We start from the raw sequence: 18,148 nt of genomic DNA on the forward strand, positions 1-18,148 counted from the left end.
CCGTGTCGCGGCTTCGTGGTATGCCTGAAGCCGTGTCCGACGGTCTGTTTGACCTGCCCGGCCCGCCGCAGTCAAGCGATCATGGGCTGGGCGTGTCGGGCGGCGCACCCCTGGCGGTCCGGATGCGTCCGGCATCGCTGGACGAGGTGGTCGGCCAGGACCATCTGTTGGCGCCCGGATCCCCGCTGCGCCGCCTGGTCGAGGGTTCGGGGGTGGCGTCGGCCATCCTGTACGGCCCGCCCGGCAGCGGCAAGACGACGCTGGCCGCGCTGATCTCGCAGGCGACCGGCCGCCGGTTCGAGGCGCTGTCGGCCCTGTCGGCCGGCGTCAAAGACGTTCGGGCGGTGATCGACACCGCGCGCCGGGCGCTGCTGTCCGGGGAGCAGACGGTGCTGTTCATCGACGAGGTGCACCGGTTCTCCAAGACCCAGCAGGACGCGCTGTTGTCCGCGGTGGAGAACCGGGTGGTGCTGCTGGTGGCGGCGACCACGGAGAACCCCAGCTTCTCGGTGGTGTCGCCGCTGCTGTCGCGCTCGCTGATCCTGCAGTTGCGGCCGCTGAGCGCCGACGACATCCGCATCGTGGTGCAGCGCGCGATCGAGGACCCGCGCGGGCTGGGCGGGCAGACCACGGTCGCGCGCGAGGCCGTCGATCTGCTGGTGCGACTGGCCGCCGGTGACGCCCGCCGCGCGTTGACCGCGCTGGAGGTCGCCGCCGAGGCGGTCGAGCCCGGCGGCGAGCTGACCGTCGCGGCCGTCGAGCAGTCCCTGGACGAGGCCGCGGTGCGCTACGACCGCGACGGCGACCAGCACTACGACGTCATCAGCGCCTTCATCAAGTCCGTCCGCGGCTCGGACGTCGACGCCGCGCTGCACTACCTGGCCCGCATGCTGGTCGCCGGCGAGGACCCGCGGTTCGTCGCGCGCCGGCTGATGATCCTGGCCAGCGAGGACATCGGCATGGCCGACCCGGCCGCGCTGCAGGTCGCGGTCGCGGCCGCGCAGACGGTGGCGCTGATCGGCATGCCCGAGGCGCAGCTCACCCTGGCGCACTGCACGATTTATCTGGCCAGCGCGCCGAAGTCGAACGCGGTCACCACGGCGCTGGCCGCGGCGATGGCCGACATCAGGGCCGGCAAAGCCGGTCTGGTCCCGCCGCATCTGCGCGACGGGCACTATTCGGGTGCGGCGGGACTGGGCAACGCGCAGGGCTACAAGTACTCGCACGACCACCCGGATGGTGTTGTCGCACAACAATATCCACCGGATGAGCTGGTAGGGGTCGACTACTACCGGCCCACCGGCCGTGGCGGCGAGCGCGAGATGGCCGGCCGCCTCGACCGGCTGCGCGCGATCATCCGCAACAAAAGGAAACCGTCATGAAAACCTTCACCGACGAGGAGATGGGCGCGCTGCTGCCCACCGCCCGGCCCTACACCGTGATGATCCTCAAGCGCGGCCCGAAGTTCGCCGACGAGTCGTCAGCGGGCGTCATCTGGGAGCACGGCCGGCGCAATTTCGGGCTGCGCGACGACGGCGTGCTCGCGGTGGTCCTACCGGTCAGCGACGAATCCGACGTCTGCGGCGTCGGGGTGTTCGCGGCGACGGTCGAGGACACCACGGCGATCATGGCCGACGACCCCGGGGTCGCCGCGAGCGTCTTCACCTACGAGGTGCACGCCTGCCGCGGATTCCCCGGCGACGCCTTGCCTTGAACCGGCCCTGACGCGCTAGACGAGCTCGGGCACCCGCAGGTGCGCGATCGCCAGCTCGAACTCGGCGACGTCGATCACTTCGGCGCCCAGGTCGCGCACCCGCCTGCTGCGCAGTTCGCTGGCGCGGTCGCGGTTGCGGGCCATCGCCTCCATGGAGTCGAACGTGGAGCAGGTCACGGCGCGGCGGCAGGCGGGGTGGTCGACCATCAGGCTGGCGCTGCAGAACCCGTCGAGATGCTGCATCTCGGGCAGCACCGCCATCCGGTAGAACTCCAGCGACCGGTTCAGCTGGTCGGGCACCACTTTGAGCCAGGTGGCCCGCACGCACGCCCCCGCGCTGGAGGGGTGGTCGCGGTGCAGGAGCGGGATGTCCCATTCCTCGACCCGCGCGCTGCCGTCGAACATCAGCGCGGCGCGGTCCCGGATGGGTGCGACCTGCTCGGCGCTGGCACGCATCGCGTCGATCGATTCCCACGCGCTGGTGGCGATGCAGGTGCCGGATTGCCGGTCGACCAACAGCGACAGCCCCACACACCCATCGATCTCGGTGAGGGCGGGCATGACGACATCGCGAACGTGCGCAATGCCGATGTCGACGGACAGGGGTTGCGCCTGGATGGTGGTGGAGCGTGCGTACACGGTCGGCCCCTCCTGTGTCGGGGCGGCGCCCCGGTGGCGCCACCGGTCCCACCCGCTACCTTCCTCCTGCCGATTAGTCGCCGCAACGCTTTCGACAAGCTTCTCCGCTGCGTTCGGATGTCGTGACAGCGCTCACAACGCATTGGCCGGCCTCGAGGCTCGCGCCGTAGGCTTGGCCGGGTGCATACGGATGTGTTGGACGTGGACACCTCGCGGCGCCGAATCGTCGATCTGACCGAGGCGGTGCGCGGGTTCTGCTGGTCGCGGGGTGACGGCCTGTGCAACGTGTTCGTGCCGCACGCCACGGCCGGGGTGGCCATCATCGAGACGGGCGCCGGTTCCGACGACGACCTGGTCGACACGCTGGAGCGGCTGCTGCCGCGCGACGATCGTTACCGGCATTCGCACGGCTCCGCGGGTCACGGCGCCGACCACGTGATGCCGGCGCTCGTCGCGCCGTCGGTGACGGTTCCGGTATCGGCCGGTGAGCCGATGCTGGGCACGTGGCAAAGCATCGTCCTGGTCGACCTGAACCGCGACAACCCGCAACGCTCGGTCCGGCTGAGCTTCCTGGAGGGTTAGCGCCTCGGCGCCCGCCGCGCCGGGGCAGGTACTGTGAGCGGTCGAAATGCGTCGTTAGACGGGCTTCCCATACGCCGGCGAATAGGCTGGGATGCAGACGTCGAAGTAACTCAGAAGAAGCGGACTCCGAAAGTGCAGACACACGAGATCAGGAAACGGTTTCTTGATCATTTCGTGAAGGCGGGGCACACCGAGGTGCCGAGCGCATCGGTGATTCTCGACGACCCCAACCTGTTGTTCGTCAACGCCGGCATGGTCCAGTTCGTGCCCTACTTCTTGGGCGCCCGAACCCCCGAATACTCAACCGCCACCAGCATCCAGAAGTGCATCCGCACCCCCGATATCGACGAGGTCGGTATCACCACCCGGCACAACACGTTCTTTCAGATGGCCGGCAACTTCTCGTTCGGTGACTACTTCAAGCGTCGCGCCATCGAACTGGCGTGGACCCTGCTGACCGACAGCGTCGAGCAGGGCGGTTATGGCCTCGATCCCGAACGCATCTGGACGACAGTCTTTTTCGACGACGACGAGGCCGTGCGGCTGTGGCAGGAGATCGCCGGGCTGCCCGAGGACCGGATCCAGCGCCGCGGCATGGAAGACAATTACTGGTCGATGGGGATTCCCGGCCCGTGCGGCCCGTCCTCGGAGATCTACTACGACCGCGGGCCGGAGTTCGGCGTCGAGGGCGGCCCGATCGCCAACGAGGACCGCTACATCGAGATCTGGAACCTCGTGTTCATGCAGAACGAACGCGGCGAGGGCACCGGTAAAGCCGACTTCGAGATCCTGGGGCCGTTGCCGCGCAAGAACATTGACACCGGAATGGGTGTGGAGCGGGTCGCTTTCATCCTGCAGGGCGTGCACAACGTCTACGAGACGGACCTGTTGCGGCCCCTCATCGACGCCGCGGCCGCGCGGGCACCGCGCGGGTACGACGTAGGCAACCACGACGACGACGTGCGCTACCGGGTCATCGCCGACCACAGCCGCACCGCGGCCATCCTGATCGGTGACGGCGTCACACCCGGCAATGACGGCCGGGGCTACGTGCTGCGCCGGCTGCTGCGCCGGGTGATCCGCTCGGCCAGGCTGCTCGACATCGAGGGACCCATCGTCGGCGACCTGATGGCCACCGTGCGCGACGCCATGGGCCCCTCGTATCCCGAGCTGGTCGCCGACTTCGACCGCATCCGGCGCATCGCGGTCGCCGAGGAGACCGCGTTCAACCGCACGCTGACGGCGGGCTCGAAGCTGTTCGACGAGGTGGCCGGAACCACCAAAGCCGCTGGCGTGAAATCGATTTCGGGTTCGGACGCTTTCACCCTGCACGACACTTACGGCTTCCCGATCGAGCTGACGCTGGAGATGGCGTCCGAGGCCGGCCTGCGGGTGGACGAAGTCGGCTTCCGGGAATTGATGGCCGAGCAGCGCCGGCGCGCCAAGGCCGATGCCGCCGCGCGCAAGCACGCGCACGCCGACCTGACCGCCTACCGGGACCTGGTCGACGCCGGGCCCACCGAGTTCACCGGTTTCGACGAACTGACCTCCGAGGCAAAGATTCTGGGCATCTTCGTCGACGGCAAGCGGGTTCCGGTGGTCACCCACGGCGCCGAAGGGGCCGACCGGGTCGAACTCGTGCTCGACCGTACCCCGTTGTACGCCGAGGCCGGCGGCCAGATCGCCGACGAGGGCTCCATCAGTGGGACGGGCGCCGGACAGAGCGCCCGCGCCGCGGTCACCGATGTGCAGAAGATCGCCAAAACCCTGTGGGTGCATCGGGTTCACGTCGAGTCGGGTGAATTCGTGGAGGGCGACACCGTCGTCGCCGCGGTCGACCCGCAGTGGCGCCGCGGCGCCACCCAGGGGCACTCGGGCACCCACATGGTGCACGCGGCGCTGCGTCAGGTGTTGGGCCCCAACGCCGTTCAGGCCGGGTCACTGAACCGGCCGGGCTACCTGCGGTTCGACTTCAACTGGCAGGGGCCGCTGTCCGAGAGCCAGCGCACCGAGGTCGAAGAGGTGACGAACCAGGCTGTGCAGGCAGACTTCGAGGTGCACACGTTCACCGAGCAGCTGGAGAAGGCCAAGGCGATGGGTGCGATGGCGATGTTCGGCGAGGCCTACCCCGACGAGGTCCGGGTGGTCGAGATCGGCGGCCCGTTCTCGCTGGAGCTCTGCGGTGGAACGCACGTGCACAACTCGGCGCAGATCGGGCCGGTGACGATCCTGGGCGAATCGTCGGTCGGTTCCGGCGTGCGCCGGGTGGAGGCCTACGTCGGGCTGGAGTCGTTCCGGCACCTGGCCAAGGAACGCGCGCTGATGGCGGGACTGGCGTCGTCGCTGAAGGTGCCCTCAGACGAGGTCCCCGCCCGGGTGGCCAACCTGGTCGAGCGGCTCAAGGCGGCGGAGAAGGAACTCGAACGCGCGAGGCTGGCCGGTGCGCGCGCGGCTGCGACCAACGCCGCGGCCGGCGCGGAACGTATCGGTAACGTCCGGGTGGTGGCGCAACGGATGTCGGGCGGGATGACGGCGGCCGATCTGCGCTCCCTGGTCGGCGACATTCGCGGCAAGCTGGGCAGCGATCCCGCCGTGGTCGCCCTGATCGCCGAGGGCGAAGGCGGGTCGGTGCCGTATGCGGTCGCCGCCAACCCGGCCGCCCAAGATCTCGGCCTTCGCGCCAACGACCTGGTCAAGCAGCTCGCCGCAACCGTCGACGGACGTGGCGGTGGCAAGGCCGACCTGGCGCAGGGTTCGGGTAAGGATCCGGCAGCCATCGACGTGGCGCTCGACGCGGTGCGTGCCGAGATCGCCGCGATAGCGCGGGTCGATTGAGTGGTCTTGACACAGCACCGCTTGCCCGACCGACCCGGCGATCCGCAGCAGGATCCCGGGCGGGGGCGACGGCTCGGCATCGACGTGGGCAGCGTCCGGATCGGCGTGGCCTGCAGCGATCCCGACGCGATCCTGGCCACCCCGGTCGAAACCGTCCGCCGCGACCGCAACGGCAAGCATCTGCGGCGGCTGGCCGCGCTGGCCGCCGAATACGAGGCCGTCGAAGTGGTCGTCGGGCTGCCGCGCACGCTGGCCGATCGCACCGGGCCGTCGGCCCTCGACGCGATCGAGGTGGCCGAGGCGTTGGCTGAAGTTTTGGCGCGGCGAGCCGCGCCGGTGCCGGTGCGGCTGGCCGACGAGCGGTTGACCACCGTGGCCGCGCAGCGATCGCTGCGCGCGGCGGGGGTGCGGGCCAAGGAACAGCGTGCGGTGATCGATCAGGCGGCGGCGGTGGCGATCCTGCAGAGCTGGCTGGATCAGCGCCGCGCCGCGGTGGCGGGGGAGCTCAGCGATGGTTGACAGCGCACGGCGGGAACGAGCCGAGCCCGAGGCAGTGGGCGCGCCGTCGGCGCGCAGGTCGAGCCGCGTCGCCCGCAACCAGGCCAAGCGGGGCCGTCGGCGGCGCTTCGTCGTCAAGATCGCGCTCGCGGTGTTCGTCGTGGTGGTGGTCGCCGGCGTGTTCGCGGGCGGCAAGCTGTGGCACGCGCTGTTCGGGCTCGGCGACGACTACAGCGGTAGCGGCAAGCGGGACCTGGTGATTCAGATTCAGGCCGGTGACTCCACCACCAACATCGGCGAGACCCTGCAAAAAGAGCAGGTCATCAAGACGGTGCGGGCGTTCGTCAACGCCGCGCACGGCAACAGCGCCATCAACTCGATTCAGCCCGGCTTCTACCGGATGCGCACCGAGATCCCGGCGGCCAACGCCGTCGCGCGGTTGACCGACCCGAATAGCCGGGTGGGCCGGCTGGTCATCCCGGAAGGCCGTCAGCTCGACGACACCACCGATATGAAGACCAACGTGGTGACGCCCGGAATCCTGACGCTGATCTCGCGAGCCACCTGCGTGGACCTCGACGGTGACACCCGCTGTGTCCAGGCGCAGGACCTGCGCGCGGCCGCGACCAACAGCTCTCCCTTGGCGTTGGCGGTGCCGCCGTGGGCCACCGAACCCGTCGGCGAGCTCGGCAGGGACCACCGCCGGATCGAGGGCCTGATCGCGCCCGGCACCTTCAACATCGACCCATCCGCTTCGCCTGAGGCGATCCTGGCCACCCTGATCGGGGCGGGGGCCGAGGAGTACGTGAAGTCCGGGCTGGTGGACACCGCCCAGGCGATGGGGCTGTCGCCCTACGACATCCTGGTGGTGGCGTCGCTGGTGCAGCAGGAATCCAACTCCCAGGACTTCGCCAAGGTCGCGCAGGTCATCTACAACCGCTTGCACGCCCACCACACGCTCGAGTTCGATTCGACGGTCAACTACCCGCTGGACCGCCGCGAGGTGGCCACCAGCGACGCCGACCGGGCCCAGAAGACGCCGTGGAACACCTACGTGTCGCAGGGCCTGCCGGCCACCGCGATCTGTTCGCCCGGCACCGACGCGCTGCGCGCCGCCGAGCACCCAGAGCCCGGCGACTGGCTGTATTTCGTCACCATCGACGGCCAGGGCACGACGCTGTTCACCCGCGACTACCAACAACACCTGGCCAACATCGAGCTGGCTAAGCGCAACGGTGTCCTCGACAGCACGCCCCGCTAGCGCGGGCCCCCGCCGGGCGGCCGTGCTCGGCAAGCCGATCGCCCACTCGAAGTCCCCGCAATTGCACCTGGCCGCCTATCGTGCGCTGGGCCTGACCGACTGGACCTACGAGCGCATCGAGTGCGACGCCGAGCAGCTGCCCGGCGTGGTCGGCGGCCTCGGCCCCGAATGGGCCGGGGTGTCGGTGACCATGCCGGGCAAGTTCGCCGCCCTGCGCTTCGCCGACGAGCGCACCGACCGGGCGCGGCGGGTGGGCTCGGCCAACACCCTGGTGCGCACGCCGACCGGCTGGCGGGCCGACAACACCGACATCGACGGGGTGGCCGGGGCCCTCGGCAGCGCCTCGGGATGGGCGCTCGTCTGTGGATCGGGGGGCACCGCGCCGGCCGCCGTGGCCGGCCTGGCCCAGCTGGGCGTCGCCGGCATCACCGTGGTGGCCCGCAACGCCGAGAAGGCGGCCCGGCTGGTGGACCTGGGCAACGAGCTGGGCGTGCCGACGCGGTTCTGCGACCTGGACGGCGACGGGCTGGCCGATGCGGTGGCGGGCGCCGAGGTGCTGGTCAGCACCATCCCCGCGGAGGTGGCCGAACGCTACGCCGGCACCTTCGCACGCATCGGTGTGCTGCTGGACGCCGTCTACGATCCGTGGCCCACGCCGCTGGCCGCCGCAGTCGGCGCCGCCGGCGGGCGGGTGGTCAGCGGTCTGCAGATGCTGCTGCATCAGGCCTTCGCGCAGGTGGAACAGTTCACCGGGCTGCCCGCGCCGCGCGAGGCCATGACTTGCGCGGTGGCCGCACCGGATTAGTTTGCCGCGCATGCGGATTGCGGCGGCGTTCGTGGTGCTGGCCTGGCTGGCGGCGTTGAGTCGCTACGACATTCGCCAACGCCGCCTGCCCAACGCGCTGACGCTGACCGGGGCCGTGGTGGTGCCGGCCGTCGCGACGGTGGCCGGGCGCGGCTTAGCGGCACTGGCCGGAGCCGTGGCGCTGACCGCGGTCTACCTGGTGGTGCACTGCGTGGGAGGAATGGGCGCCGGCGACGTCAAGCTGGCCATCGGTCTGGGCGCACTGACCGGTTGCTTCGGGATCGGCGTGTGGTTTCTGGCCGCGGTGGGGGCGCCGCTGCTGACCGCCGCGCTGGCGGTGGTCGCCATGGCGCGGGGCGCCGGTAGGTCGGTGCCGCACGGGCCGTCGATGTGTCTGGCCAGCGCGGCGGGCATCGGGCTGGCGCTGTGTTGACGCCCTCACTTCGGCACGGCGGTGGAGCGCAGCAGCGGCAACAACTCGTCGCCCAGCCTGACCGTCTCCGACATGTAGGGGGTGTCCGACAGCACGAAATGGCTGACCCCGAGGTCGGCGTAGTTGCGCAGCGCGTCCGCGACTTCGATGGCCGAGCCGACCAGCCAGGTCGTCCCGGCGCCCTCCCCGCCGTACTTGCTCGGCGTCGTGTACAGGCAGGAATCGAGCACCTCGCCGCGCCCGGCGAGATCGTTGAGCCGCCGCTGCCCCTCGGACCCGGCCGGGTCGTGCAGCAGCAGCATGGTCGGCGTGCCGGCCAGCTTGGCGACCTTCGCCTCGGCGTCGCGCCAGGCCTGCTCGGACGTGTCGCGCACGAGCGTGGTCACCCGAAGGCCGAATTCCAGCGGCGCGTGCTCGCGACCGAGCTTGTCGGACAACGACTTCAGCCTGTCGATGCGCTCGGCGATCCCGTCCAGTGACTCGCCCCAGAACAGTTGAACATCGGCGTCGGTCGCGGCGACCTGCTCGGCGGTCGCCGATGCCCCGCCGAAGTAGAGCTTCGGTAACCGGCCGTCGGCCGCTCCGAGCGGGCGCGGCTGCAGCGTCGAGTGTTCGACGGTGAAGAACTCGCCGCGAAAGGTGACGTCGTCCTCGCTCCACAAGCGGCGAACCAGCCGCATGAATTCGCGGGTGCGGTCGTAGCGGCGCGCTTTGTCGACTTCGGCGTCGCCATACGCGGCCAGGTCGTCGGCGCCGCTCACGATGTTGATCAACAGCCGGCCGTCGTTGAGCCGATCCAGGGTCGCCGCCGCGCTGGCGAAATGCGCGGGATGCCAGTACCCGGGGCGGACCGCCACCAGCGGGGCGAAGTTGTTGGTGCGCGCGGCGATTGCTGTCGCGACGGTGAACGTGTCCGGTCGCCCCCAGCCGGTGCCGATCAGCGCGCCTTCCCAACCGTGTTGCTCGGCGCGCAGCGCCAGGTCGACCGAATAGTCCAGACTTCCCCAGCCGTCGACCGTGTCATCGCCTCGATGGCCCGGCTCGACGGTATTCGGTATGTACCAAAGAAATTGCCCCACCAGCCATCATGGTGGCACACGACCGCGATCGCGTGGCGCGGCTTCGCGGCTTACCCCATGGTCATCGCCGGAATCACCGCGGATGAAAGTCGACGGGTGAGCGAAAAATTCAGCACGCAGCAAACCGTTGGCGGTAACGTCCGCTCCTGACAGCCTTCCGGGCTGGCCGTCCCGCGTACGACATCGATTCGCCCAGAGAGGCTTTGACACCCATGCCCGTCGAATCCCACGACCACACGCCGGCGGATCCGGCGGGGATCGACGGGGTGCTCGCCGAAATCGCCGCCGATTACCGCCGGCGGTTGGCCTGCGGCGGGACCCAGCCGCCTCTGCGCGGCCTCGAACTCGTCCGCGACCATCGGTGGGGCGCGGTGCGGTTGGCCCGCGAGCACGGTGGCGCCGGCTACTCGGTGGCCCAATTCTTCGACCACCTCATCGCGCTCGCCGCGGCCGATCCCGACCTGGCACACATCCTGCGGATTCACTACGCGCTGGTGGAGGAGTTACAGGTCACGCCGCGGCCGCCGGGCAGCGACCGGTGGATCGCGGTGGTCGCCGAGGGTGGGCTGATCGGCGGCGCCAACGCCGAAAAAAGCCAGAAGTCGATCGGAGGCAACGAGCGTGACACCCGGTTGGTGTCGACCTCGGACGGGCTGCGGCTGCGCGGCCGGAAGTTCTACAGCACCGGCGCGCAGTTCTCCGATTACCTGCGCATCACCGCGCAGGACGACGACAACGCCCCAACCGCCGTGGTGATCCCGGTGGACCGGGCCGGTGTCGAGCACCTCGACGACTGGGACGGCATCGGTCAGCGCCAAACAGGCAGCGGCACAACGGTATTCAACGACGTCGCGGTTGCGCCCGACGAAGTGTTCCCGATGGCCGACATGATCGGGGTGAACCGCGCCCGGGGCGCGCTGATGCAGCTCTACCTGCACGCGATCGCCGCCGGCATCCTGCGGGCGCTGACCGAAGACGCCGCGGCGCTGGTGCGTGGCCGGCGACGCACCTACACGTTCGCCAGTGTCGAGGAGCCCAGCTCGGATCCGCAGCTGCTGCAGATCGTCGGCGAGATCGACGCGGTGGCCTACGCCGCGCAGGCCTTGGTGCGCAGCGCGGCGGCCGAACTCGCGCCCGCGCTGGAGGCGGCGCGCAGCACGGGGATCGATCCCGATCTCGAAACCAGGTCGTCGATCGCGGCCGCGCGCGTCAAGGTCGCGATCCAGGAGCCCGCGCTGCGGGCCGCCTCGCGCATCTTCGACGCCGGCGGCGCGTCGGCCGTCCAGGCGTCGGCGTTGCTGGATCGGCACTGGCGCAACCTGCGGACGTTGTTCTCGCACAACCCGACCGTCTACAAGGCGCGGGTGCTCGGCGATATCGCCGTCAACGGCGCGGACCTGCCCCAGAGCAGTTTCTTCTGACGCAGCGCGCGGATTTAAGTCAGCGCAGGTGCCCATGGGACAATGGGACCCGTGTTGCGTTGGATCACTGCTGGGGAGTCGCACGGCCGCGCGCTGGTTGCCGTGCTCGAAGGCATGGTCGCCGGTGTGGAGATCACCTCCCTCGACATTGCCGAACAGCTGGCCCGGCGCCGCCTCGGTTACGGCCGCGGCGCCCGGATGGCTTTCGAGCGGGACGCGGTGAGCGTGCTGGCCGGGGTGCGTCACGGCGTCACACTGGGCGGGCCCATCGCCGTCGAGATCGGCAATACCGAATGGCCGAAGTGGGAGACCGTGATGGCCGCCGACCCGGTCGACCCGGGGGAGCTGGCGGACAGCGCGCGCAATGCGCCGCTCACCCGGCCGCGGCCCGGCCACGCCGACTACGCGGGCATGCTCAAGTACGGCTTCGAGGACGCCCGGCCGGTGCTGGAGCGGGCGAGCGCGCGCGAGACCGCGGCCCGCGTCGCGGCGGCCACCATCGCGCGTTCGTTCCTGCGTCAGGCGCTCGGCGTCGAGGTGCTCTCGCACGTGATCGCGATCGGCCCGTCGGCGCCCTACCAGGGCCCGCCGCCGGGCCCGGGCGACCTGTCCGCGATCGACGCCAGCCCGGTGCGCGCCTTCGACAAGGCGGCCGAGGAGGCGATGATCGCCGAGATCGAAGCCGCCAAGAAGGACGGCGACACGCTCGGCGGGGTGGTCGAGGTGGTGGTGCTGGGCCTGCCCGTCGGGCTCGGCTCGTTCACCAGCGGCGACAACCGCCTCGACAGCCAGCTCGCCGCCGCCGTCATGGGCATCCAGGCGATCAAGGGCGTCGAGATCGGCGACGGTTTCGAGACGGCGCGCCGCCGCGGCAGCCGGGCCCACGACGAGATGTACCCCGGCCCCGACGGGGTGGCCCGCTCGACCAACCGCGCGGGCGGCCTGGAAGGCGGCATGACCAACGGCCAGCCGCTGCGGGTGCGCGCCGCGATGAAGCCCATCTCCACGGTGCCGCGGGCGCTGGCCACCGTCGACATGGCGACCGGCGACGAGGCCGTCGCCATCCACCAGCGCTCGGACGTGTGCGCGGTGCCCGCCGCCGGCGTCGTGGTCGAGGCCATGGTGGCGCTGGTGCTGGCCCGGGCGACCCTGCAGAAGTTCGGCGGCGATTCGCTGGCCGAAACCCGGCGCAACGTCGAGGCCTACCGACGCGCGGTCGCCGAGCGGGAATCACCGGCGGCCCGGGGTACCGCGTAGTGGCGCCGAAAGCGGTCTTGGTGGGTCTGCCCGGATCGGGCAAGTCCACCATCGGCCGGCGGCTGGCCAAGGCGCTCGGCGTCGATTTCCTGGACACCGATGTGGCCATCGAGCAGCAGACCGGGCGTCCCATCGCCGACATCTTCGCCACCGACGGCGAGCCGGAATTCCGCCGGATCGAGGAGGGCGTGGTGCGTGCGGCGCTGGCCGACCACGACGGCGTGGTGTCGCTCGGGGGCGGCGCGGTCACCAGCCCGGGGGTGCGTGCCGCGCTCGCCGGCCACACCGTCATCTATCTGGAGATCAGCGCCACCGAGGGCGTGCGGCGCACCGGCGGCAACACCGTGCGCCCGCTGCTGGCCGGACCGGATCGCGCCGACAAGTACCGCGCGTTGCTGGCCGAGCGCAGCCCGCTGTACCGGCGCGCGGCGACCATCCGCGTCGACACCAACCGGCGTAACCCCGGCGCGGTGGTCCGCTACATCGTCTCGCGGTTGCAGGCCCCCGCCGGGGCCGCCACATGACAGCGCCGGCGACGATGCAGAGCGCAGCGATGAGGAGGAGCGGCGCACGTGACTGAGCCCGGGGATCCGGTCACCATCGAGGTGGCCGTCGACCCGCCCTACCCGGTGATCGTCGGCACCGGCTTGCTGGGCGAGTTGGACGAACTGCTCGTCGGCCGGCACAAGGTGGCCATCGTGCATCAACCGGTGCTGACCGAGACCGCCGAGGTGATCCGAAGCCGGTTGGCGGACAAGGGTGTCGACGCGCACCGCATCGAAATCCCGGACGCCGAGGAGGGCAAGGACCTGCCGGTGGTGGGCTTCTTGTGGGAAGTCTTGGGCCGCATCGGTATTGGACGCAAAGACGCTTTGGTCAGCCTCGGGGGCGGAGCGGCCACCGACGTCGCCGGCTTCGCGGCGGCCACCTGGCTGCGCGGCGTCGACATCGTGCACGTGCCGACCACGCTGCTCGGCATGGTCGACGCGGCCATCGGTGGCAAGACCGGGATCAACACCGACGCGGGTAAGAACCTGGTCGGGTCGTTCCATCAGCCACACGCCGTTCTGGTCGACCTGGCGACGCTGCAGACGTTGCCGGCCAACGAACTCGTCGCGGGGATGGCCGAAATCGTCAAGGCGGGATTCATCGCCGATCCGGTGATCCTCGACCTCATCGAGGCCGATCCGCAGGCCGCGGTCGACCCGGCGGGTGACGTGCTGGCGGAGCTGATCCGCCGCGCGATCGCCGTCAAGGCGGAGGTGGTGGCCGCCGACGAGAAAGAGTCGGAGCTGCGCGAAATCCTCAACTACGGACACACATTGGGGCACGCGATCGAGCGTCGCGAGCGCTACCAGTGGCGGCACGGCGCGGCGGTGTCGGTGGGATTGGTCTTCGCCGCCGAGCTGGCCCGGCTGGCCGGCCGCCTCGACGACGCCACCGCGCAGCGGCACCGCACCATCCTGTCCGCGCTCGGCCTGCCGGTCAGCTACGACGCCGACGCGTTGCCGCAGTTGCTGGAATACATGGCGGGAGACAAGAAGTCGCGGGCCGGGGTGCTGCGGTTCGTGGTCCTTGACGGCCTGGGCAAGCCGGGCCGGATGGCCGGCCCCGACCCGTCGCTGTTGGCGGCGGCCTATGCCGGACTCGCGGAGGAGGCTTCGTGACCACGACGGTGAACGTCATCAACGGCCCGAACCTGGGCCGGCTGGGCGTGCGCGAGCCGGACGTGTACGGCGACACGACGCACGATCAGCTGGCCGCGCTGATCGAACGGGAGGCCGACGCGCTCGGCCTCAAAGCCGTTGTGCGACAGAGTGATAACGAAGCGGAACTGCTGGACTGGATCCATGCGGCGGCCGACGCGGCCGAACCGGTGATCCTCAACGCCGGCGGGCTCACCCACACCTCGGTGGCGCTGCGCGACGCGTGCGCGGAGTTGAGCGCCCCCCTGATCGAGGTGCACATCTCCAATGTCCATGCGCGCGAGGAATTTCGGCGACACTCCTACCTCAGCCCCGTCGCGACCGGCGTGATCGTCGGGCTGGGGGTGCAGGGCTATCTGCTCGCCCTGCGCTATCTGGCCGGGAAGCCCGGCGCCGACAGCTAGCCCTTGTCGTGTTCGGTGCCGGGCCTGGTGTGCTCGTCGCCGCCGCGGGTGCGGATCACCTCGGTCTTCGGGTCGTCTTCGGCCTTGGGGATCGTTTCGGTCGGCGATTCGGTGGTGGACACCTTGTCGGTGGGCGCGTCGCGCTCGGCCGTGGCGACCGATGCGGTGCGCGCTTCGGTGTGGGCATCGGAGCCCTGCGCGGGAATCTCGCCGGTGGGCGCGTCGTCGGCGCGCACCGCGGAGAACACGTCGGTGTCGGCTCGGTCCTCGTCAGCGCCGGGCCGGCGCGCCGGGGGATTGCGGTCGACCCGCCAGCGCCCGATGGTCACGCCGATGATCCCGGGCACGAAGACAATCAGCGCGGTGAAGGCCGCGAACGTCGTCAACTCGTTGAGCAGCCCCCCGGTGTACAGGCCGCTGTAGAAGGTGGCGATCAGCCAGGTGACGGCTCCGCTGAGCACGCCGGCCACCAGGCCGGCCAGCAGCCAGGTCATCGCCAGGTCGCCGCGGCGATCGGGGTCGGGGTTGGCGATGGCGTCGGCCCGGCCGTCGCGAATCCCCCAGATGACGACGCCGATGATGAACACCAGCAGCAGCGCCACGCTGAACAGCGTCGCCTGCGTCTGCCACGCGTTGATCAGCGCACCCTGGAACAATCGGACCACGACCATCGCCGCGGCGTAGACCAATCCGCGCAGCATCCAGTTACTCATGGCCCAAAAGCGTAGCGAGTACCGTCAAGACCCGTGACACATTCACAGCGTCGGGAAAGACTCAGAGCGCGACTCGAGGCCAGCGGATTGGATGCGCTGCTGGTCACGGACCTGGTGAACGTCCGTTATCTCTCCGGTTTTACCGGATCCAACGGCGCGTTGCTGGTGTTCGCCGACGATCGCGGCCCCGTGCTGGCCACCGATGGGCGGTACCGGACCCAGGCCGCCGAGCAGGCACCGGACCTCGAGGTCGCGATCGAACGGGTGCTGGGACGCTACCTGGCCGCACAGGCCGCGCGGGCGGGTGCGCGGAAGCTGGGCTTCGAAAGCAATGTGGTGACCGTCGACGGATTCGACGCCCTGACCCGCGAGCTGGACGAGCGGAAGTCGGCCACCGAGTTGGTCAAGGCGGCCGGGACCGTCGAAGCGCTGCGCGAGGTCAAAGACGCCGGCGAGGTCGCGCTGCTGCGGCTGGCCTGCGAGGCGGCCGACGCGGCACTGACGGATCTGGTGGCGCGTGGCGGCCTGCGGCCCGGGCGGACGGAACGCGAGGTCAGCCGCGAGCTGGAGGCCCTGATGCTGGACCACGGCGCGGACGCGATCTCGTTCGAGACCATCGTGGCCGCCGGGCCGAATTCGGCGATCCCGCATCACCGCCCCACCGACGCGGTGCTGGCCGGCGGCGACTTCGTCAAGATCGACTTCGGTGCGCTGGTGGGCGGCTACCACTCCGACATGACCCGCACCTTCGTGCTCGGCAAGGCCGCGGACTGGCAGCTGGAGATCTACCAGCTGGTCGCGGATTCGCAGCGGGCCGGCCGGGAGGCGCTGCGCGCCGGCGCCGGCCTGCGCGAGGTGGACGGCGCGGCCCGCCAGGTGATCGCCGACGCCGGCTATGGCGAGCAGTTCAGCCACAGCCTCGGCCACGGCGTGGGCCTGGAGATTCACGAAGCGCCCGGCATCGGCGCCACGTCGACCGGCACGTTGCTGGCCGAATCGGTGGTGACCGTGGAACCCGGCGTCTACCTGCCCGGCCGCGGCGGCGTGCGCATCGAGGACACCCTCGTGGTGCCCGACGAGGCTCACGGCAAGTCGCCCGAATTGCTGACCAAGTTCCCCAAAGAGCTGACCGTCTTGGCGTAGCCCGTACGGGGTTTCGCGCGTCACCGCCCGACCCCGGCCCGGCAGGCGCCGCCGCCACGCGCTCTAAACTGATCGACAAGTCACAGACAGTTCCGCAGACGGCTGTCCAAAGTCCGAGGAGATATACCGAACCGTGGCAAGCACTGCCGATTTCAAGAACGGACTCGTGCTGGTGATCGACGGCCAGCTGTGGCAGATCGTCGAGTTCCAGCACGTCAAACCCGGCAAGGGCCCCGCCTTCGTGCGGACCAAGCTGAAGAACGTGCTCTCCGGGAAGGTCGTCGACAAGACGTACAACGCCGGCGTGAAGGTGGAGACCGCCACCGTCGACCGGCGCGACACCACTTACCTCTACCGCGACGGGTCGGACTTCGTGTTCATGGACAGCCAGGACTACGAGCAGCACCCGCTGCCCGAGTCGTTGGTCGGCGACGCGGCCCGTTTCCTGCTCGAGGGCCTGCCGGTGCAGGTGGCGTTCCACAACGGGGCGCCGTTGTACATCGAGCTGCCCGTGTCGGTCGAGATGGAGGTCACGCACACGGAGCCGGGCCTGCAGGGCGACCGGTCCAGCGCCGGGACCAAGCCCGCCACCGTGGAGACCGGGGCCGAGATCCAGGTGCCGCTGTTCATCAACACCGGAGACAAGCTGAAGGTCGACACGCGCGACGGCAGCTACCTGGGGCGCGTCAACGCGTGAGCAGACCCGTCCGGGGACGCCATCAGGCCCGTAAACGTGCCGTCGACCTGTTGTTCGAAGCCGAGGCCCGTGGGCTGAGCCCGGCGGAGGTCGTCGACGTCCGCACCGGGCTGGCCGAAACGAACCCCGAAATCGCGCCCCTGCAGCCGTACACCGCAGTGGCGGCCCGGGGCGTCGGCGAACACGCCGCGCACATCGACGACCTGATCAGCTCGCATCTGCAGGGCTGGACGCTGGACCGGCTGCCCGCCGTGGACCGCGCCATCCTGCGAGTCGCGGTCTGGGAGTTGCTGTATGCCGACGACGTGCCGGAGCCGGTCGCCGTCGACGAGGCCGTCCAGCTGGCCAAGGAGCTGTCCACCGACGACTCGCCGGGCTTCGTCAACGGCGTCCTGGGCCAGGTCATGCTGGTGACGCCGCAGATCAGGGCCGCCGCCCGGGCGGTTCGGGGCGCGGTGGGTTCCGACATGACAGCGGAGGAGCACGGGCCGCAGCCATGACCCGGTTGGAGCTGCGCCTGCTCGTGGCGGCCGTCCTGGCCGCGACGGTGGTCATGGGTGCGGTGATCTGCGCCGCTTACGGCCTGACCATCGTCGCCTCGGTGCTCTCGATCTACGCGCTCGGCGTGGGCGCCTGGCTGTACCACTGCGTCGAACGGGTGGTCGTCGCCCGCCGCATCAGCACGGTGCGCTCGGCGGCCAAGCCGCTGCAGCCGCTGCTGCCGGTGATGGCCGCGATCATGGGACTGACGCAGGCCGTGGTCAGGTCCCTCACCGATGTCACCGAGCTGCCGGCCCGGCGCTGGGAGCTGCCGATGCTGCGGTGGACGGACGGCGCCCGGGGGCGGCGGCGCTTAATAGAGGGTGACGTGGAAAGCGACGACGGGGCGGATTGATCGAGCTGCGGTGAAATGACCACGGGCGTGACGCGGCGGGTTGACAATACGAGCGGCACGTCAGCG

The 18,148-nt window shown here is 70.2% G+C and carries 20 protein-coding genes; 17 read left to right on the plus strand and 3 right to left on the minus strand.

Going from position 1 to position 18,148, the window contains the following annotated elements; all coding sequences use genetic code 11:
- The first annotated feature begins 20 nt into the window (after positions 1-20).
- Together AC5Y30_RS16155 and AC5Y30_RS16160 are read left to right on the plus strand one after the other, a co-directional pair.
- Entirely contained in the window at positions 21-1,382 is a 1,362-nt protein-coding gene (locus AC5Y30_RS16155) for a replication-associated recombination protein A (protein WP_499919620.1), read from the plus strand.
- Positions 1,379-1,714, plus strand: a complete 336-nt coding sequence (locus tag AC5Y30_RS16160; protein ID WP_499919621.1) for a hypothetical protein — start codon at positions 1,379-1,381, stop codon at positions 1,712-1,714. The genes AC5Y30_RS16155 and AC5Y30_RS16160 overlap by 4 nt, the downstream gene beginning before the upstream one ends.
- A gap of 15 nt (positions 1,715-1,729) precedes the next feature.
- Here the strand turns inward: AC5Y30_RS16160 and AC5Y30_RS16165 are convergent, their stop codons facing one another.
- Positions 1,730-2,353 carry a hypothetical protein gene (locus AC5Y30_RS16165; protein WP_499919622.1) on the minus strand — a complete coding sequence of 208 codons (624 nt, stop codon included), beginning with the start codon at positions 2,351-2,353 and terminating at the stop codon, positions 1,730-1,732.
- A gap of 192 nt (positions 2,354-2,545) precedes the next feature.
- On the opposite strand from AC5Y30_RS16165, the gene AC5Y30_RS16170 reads away from it, so the two are divergent.
- From AC5Y30_RS16170 to AC5Y30_RS16195, 6 genes are all read left to right on the plus strand, one after another.
- Complete coding sequence (locus AC5Y30_RS16170; RefSeq protein ID WP_170880053.1) at positions 2,546-2,935, plus strand: secondary thiamine-phosphate synthase enzyme YjbQ; 390 nt, start codon at positions 2,546-2,548, stop codon at positions 2,933-2,935.
- A gap of 132 nt (positions 2,936-3,067) precedes the next feature.
- Positions 3,068-5,770, plus strand: a complete 2,703-nt coding sequence (gene alaS / locus AC5Y30_RS16175; RefSeq protein ID WP_499919623.1) for an alanine--tRNA ligase — start codon at positions 3,068-3,070, stop codon at positions 5,768-5,770.
- Positions 5,771-6,289 carry a Holliday junction resolvase RuvX gene (ruvX, locus tag AC5Y30_RS16180; protein ID WP_499919624.1) on the plus strand — a complete coding sequence of 173 codons (519 nt, stop codon included), beginning with the start codon at positions 5,771-5,773 and terminating at the stop codon, positions 6,287-6,289. It begins immediately after the preceding gene.
- Positions 6,282-7,529, plus strand: a complete 1,248-nt coding sequence (mltG, locus tag AC5Y30_RS16185) for an endolytic transglycosylase MltG (protein ID WP_499919626.1) — start codon at positions 6,282-6,284, stop codon at positions 7,527-7,529. The genes ruvX and mltG overlap by 8 nt, the downstream gene beginning before the upstream one ends.
- The gene (locus AC5Y30_RS16190; protein WP_499919628.1) at positions 7,504-8,334 is read left to right on the plus strand and encodes a shikimate dehydrogenase; all 831 of its coding nucleotides are present in this window, start codon (positions 7,504-7,506) and stop codon (positions 8,332-8,334) included. The genes mltG and AC5Y30_RS16190 overlap by 26 nt, the downstream gene beginning before the upstream one ends.
- A 10-nt stretch (positions 8,335-8,344) precedes the next feature.
- Positions 8,345-8,767, plus strand: coding sequence for a prepilin peptidase (locus tag AC5Y30_RS16195; protein WP_499919629.1), 423 nt, complete (start codon positions 8,345-8,347; stop codon positions 8,765-8,767).
- Positions 8,768-8,772: 5 nt separating this feature from the next.
- On the opposite strand, the gene AC5Y30_RS16200 is transcribed toward AC5Y30_RS16195, so the two are convergent.
- Complete coding sequence (locus tag AC5Y30_RS16200) at positions 8,773-9,846, minus strand: LLM class flavin-dependent oxidoreductase (RefSeq protein WP_499919630.1); 1,074 nt, start codon at positions 9,844-9,846, stop codon at positions 8,773-8,775.
- A 212-nt stretch (positions 9,847-10,058) separates the two neighbouring features.
- Here AC5Y30_RS16200 and AC5Y30_RS16205 point away from each other — a divergent pair, with 212 nt between their 5' ends.
- The 5 genes from AC5Y30_RS16205 to aroQ are packed head-to-tail and all read left to right on the plus strand — an operon-like array spanning position 10,059 to position 14,634.
- Positions 10,059-11,267 (plus strand): acyl-CoA dehydrogenase family protein, encoded by a 1,209-nt coding sequence (locus AC5Y30_RS16205; RefSeq protein WP_499919632.1) that lies wholly within the window; start codon positions 10,059-10,061, stop codon positions 11,265-11,267.
- A 51-nt stretch (positions 11,268-11,318) separates the two neighbouring features.
- The gene (gene aroC, locus AC5Y30_RS16210; RefSeq protein ID WP_499919633.1) at positions 11,319-12,524 is read left to right on the plus strand and encodes a chorismate synthase; all 1,206 of its coding nucleotides are present in this window, start codon (positions 11,319-11,321) and stop codon (positions 12,522-12,524) included.
- Positions 12,524-13,048, plus strand: a complete 525-nt coding sequence (locus tag AC5Y30_RS16215) for a shikimate kinase (RefSeq protein ID WP_499919634.1) — start codon at positions 12,524-12,526, stop codon at positions 13,046-13,048. Before aroC ends, AC5Y30_RS16215 begins: the two co-directional genes overlap by 1 nt.
- Before the next feature lie 48 nt (positions 13,049-13,096).
- A complete protein-coding gene (gene aroB, locus AC5Y30_RS16220) occupies positions 13,097-14,191 on the plus strand; it encodes a 3-dehydroquinate synthase (RefSeq protein WP_499919636.1) in 1,095 nt (364 codons plus the stop codon).
- Positions 14,188-14,634: a type II 3-dehydroquinate dehydratase gene (gene aroQ / locus AC5Y30_RS16225; RefSeq protein ID WP_499919638.1), complete on the plus strand. Its 447-nt coding sequence runs from the start codon at positions 14,188-14,190 to the stop codon at positions 14,632-14,634. The genes aroB and aroQ overlap by 4 nt, the downstream gene beginning before the upstream one ends.
- Here aroQ and AC5Y30_RS16230 read toward each other — a convergent pair.
- A complete protein-coding gene (locus tag AC5Y30_RS16230; RefSeq protein WP_499919640.1) occupies positions 14,631-15,347 on the minus strand; it encodes a B-4DMT family transporter in 717 nt (238 codons plus the stop codon). The genes aroQ and AC5Y30_RS16230 overlap by 4 nt on opposite strands.
- Before the next feature lie 33 nt (positions 15,348-15,380).
- On the opposite strand from AC5Y30_RS16230, the gene AC5Y30_RS16235 reads away from it, so the two are divergent.
- The 4 genes from AC5Y30_RS16235 (at position 15,381) to AC5Y30_RS16250 (ending at position 18,082) form a co-directional block, all read left to right on the plus strand.
- The gene (locus tag AC5Y30_RS16235; RefSeq protein WP_499919642.1) at positions 15,381-16,490 is read left to right on the plus strand and encodes a M24 family metallopeptidase; all 1,110 of its coding nucleotides are present in this window, start codon (positions 15,381-15,383) and stop codon (positions 16,488-16,490) included.
- A 133-nt stretch (positions 16,491-16,623) separates the two neighbouring features.
- Positions 16,624-17,187 carry an elongation factor P gene (gene efp / locus AC5Y30_RS16240; RefSeq protein ID WP_007171952.1) on the plus strand — a complete coding sequence of 188 codons (564 nt, stop codon included), beginning with the start codon at positions 16,624-16,626 and terminating at the stop codon, positions 17,185-17,187.
- Positions 17,184-17,687, plus strand: coding sequence for a transcription antitermination factor NusB (gene nusB / locus AC5Y30_RS16245; protein ID WP_499919644.1), 504 nt, complete (start codon positions 17,184-17,186; stop codon positions 17,685-17,687). The genes efp and nusB overlap by 4 nt, the downstream gene beginning before the upstream one ends.
- Positions 17,684-18,082 carry an antitermination protein NusB gene (locus tag AC5Y30_RS16250; RefSeq protein ID WP_499919645.1) on the plus strand — a complete coding sequence of 133 codons (399 nt, stop codon included), beginning with the start codon at positions 17,684-17,686 and terminating at the stop codon, positions 18,080-18,082. Before nusB ends, AC5Y30_RS16250 begins: the two co-directional genes overlap by 4 nt.
- Positions 18,083-18,148 lie beyond the last annotated feature (66 nt).

The organism is Mycobacterium sp. NGS27, assembly GCF_059813005.1.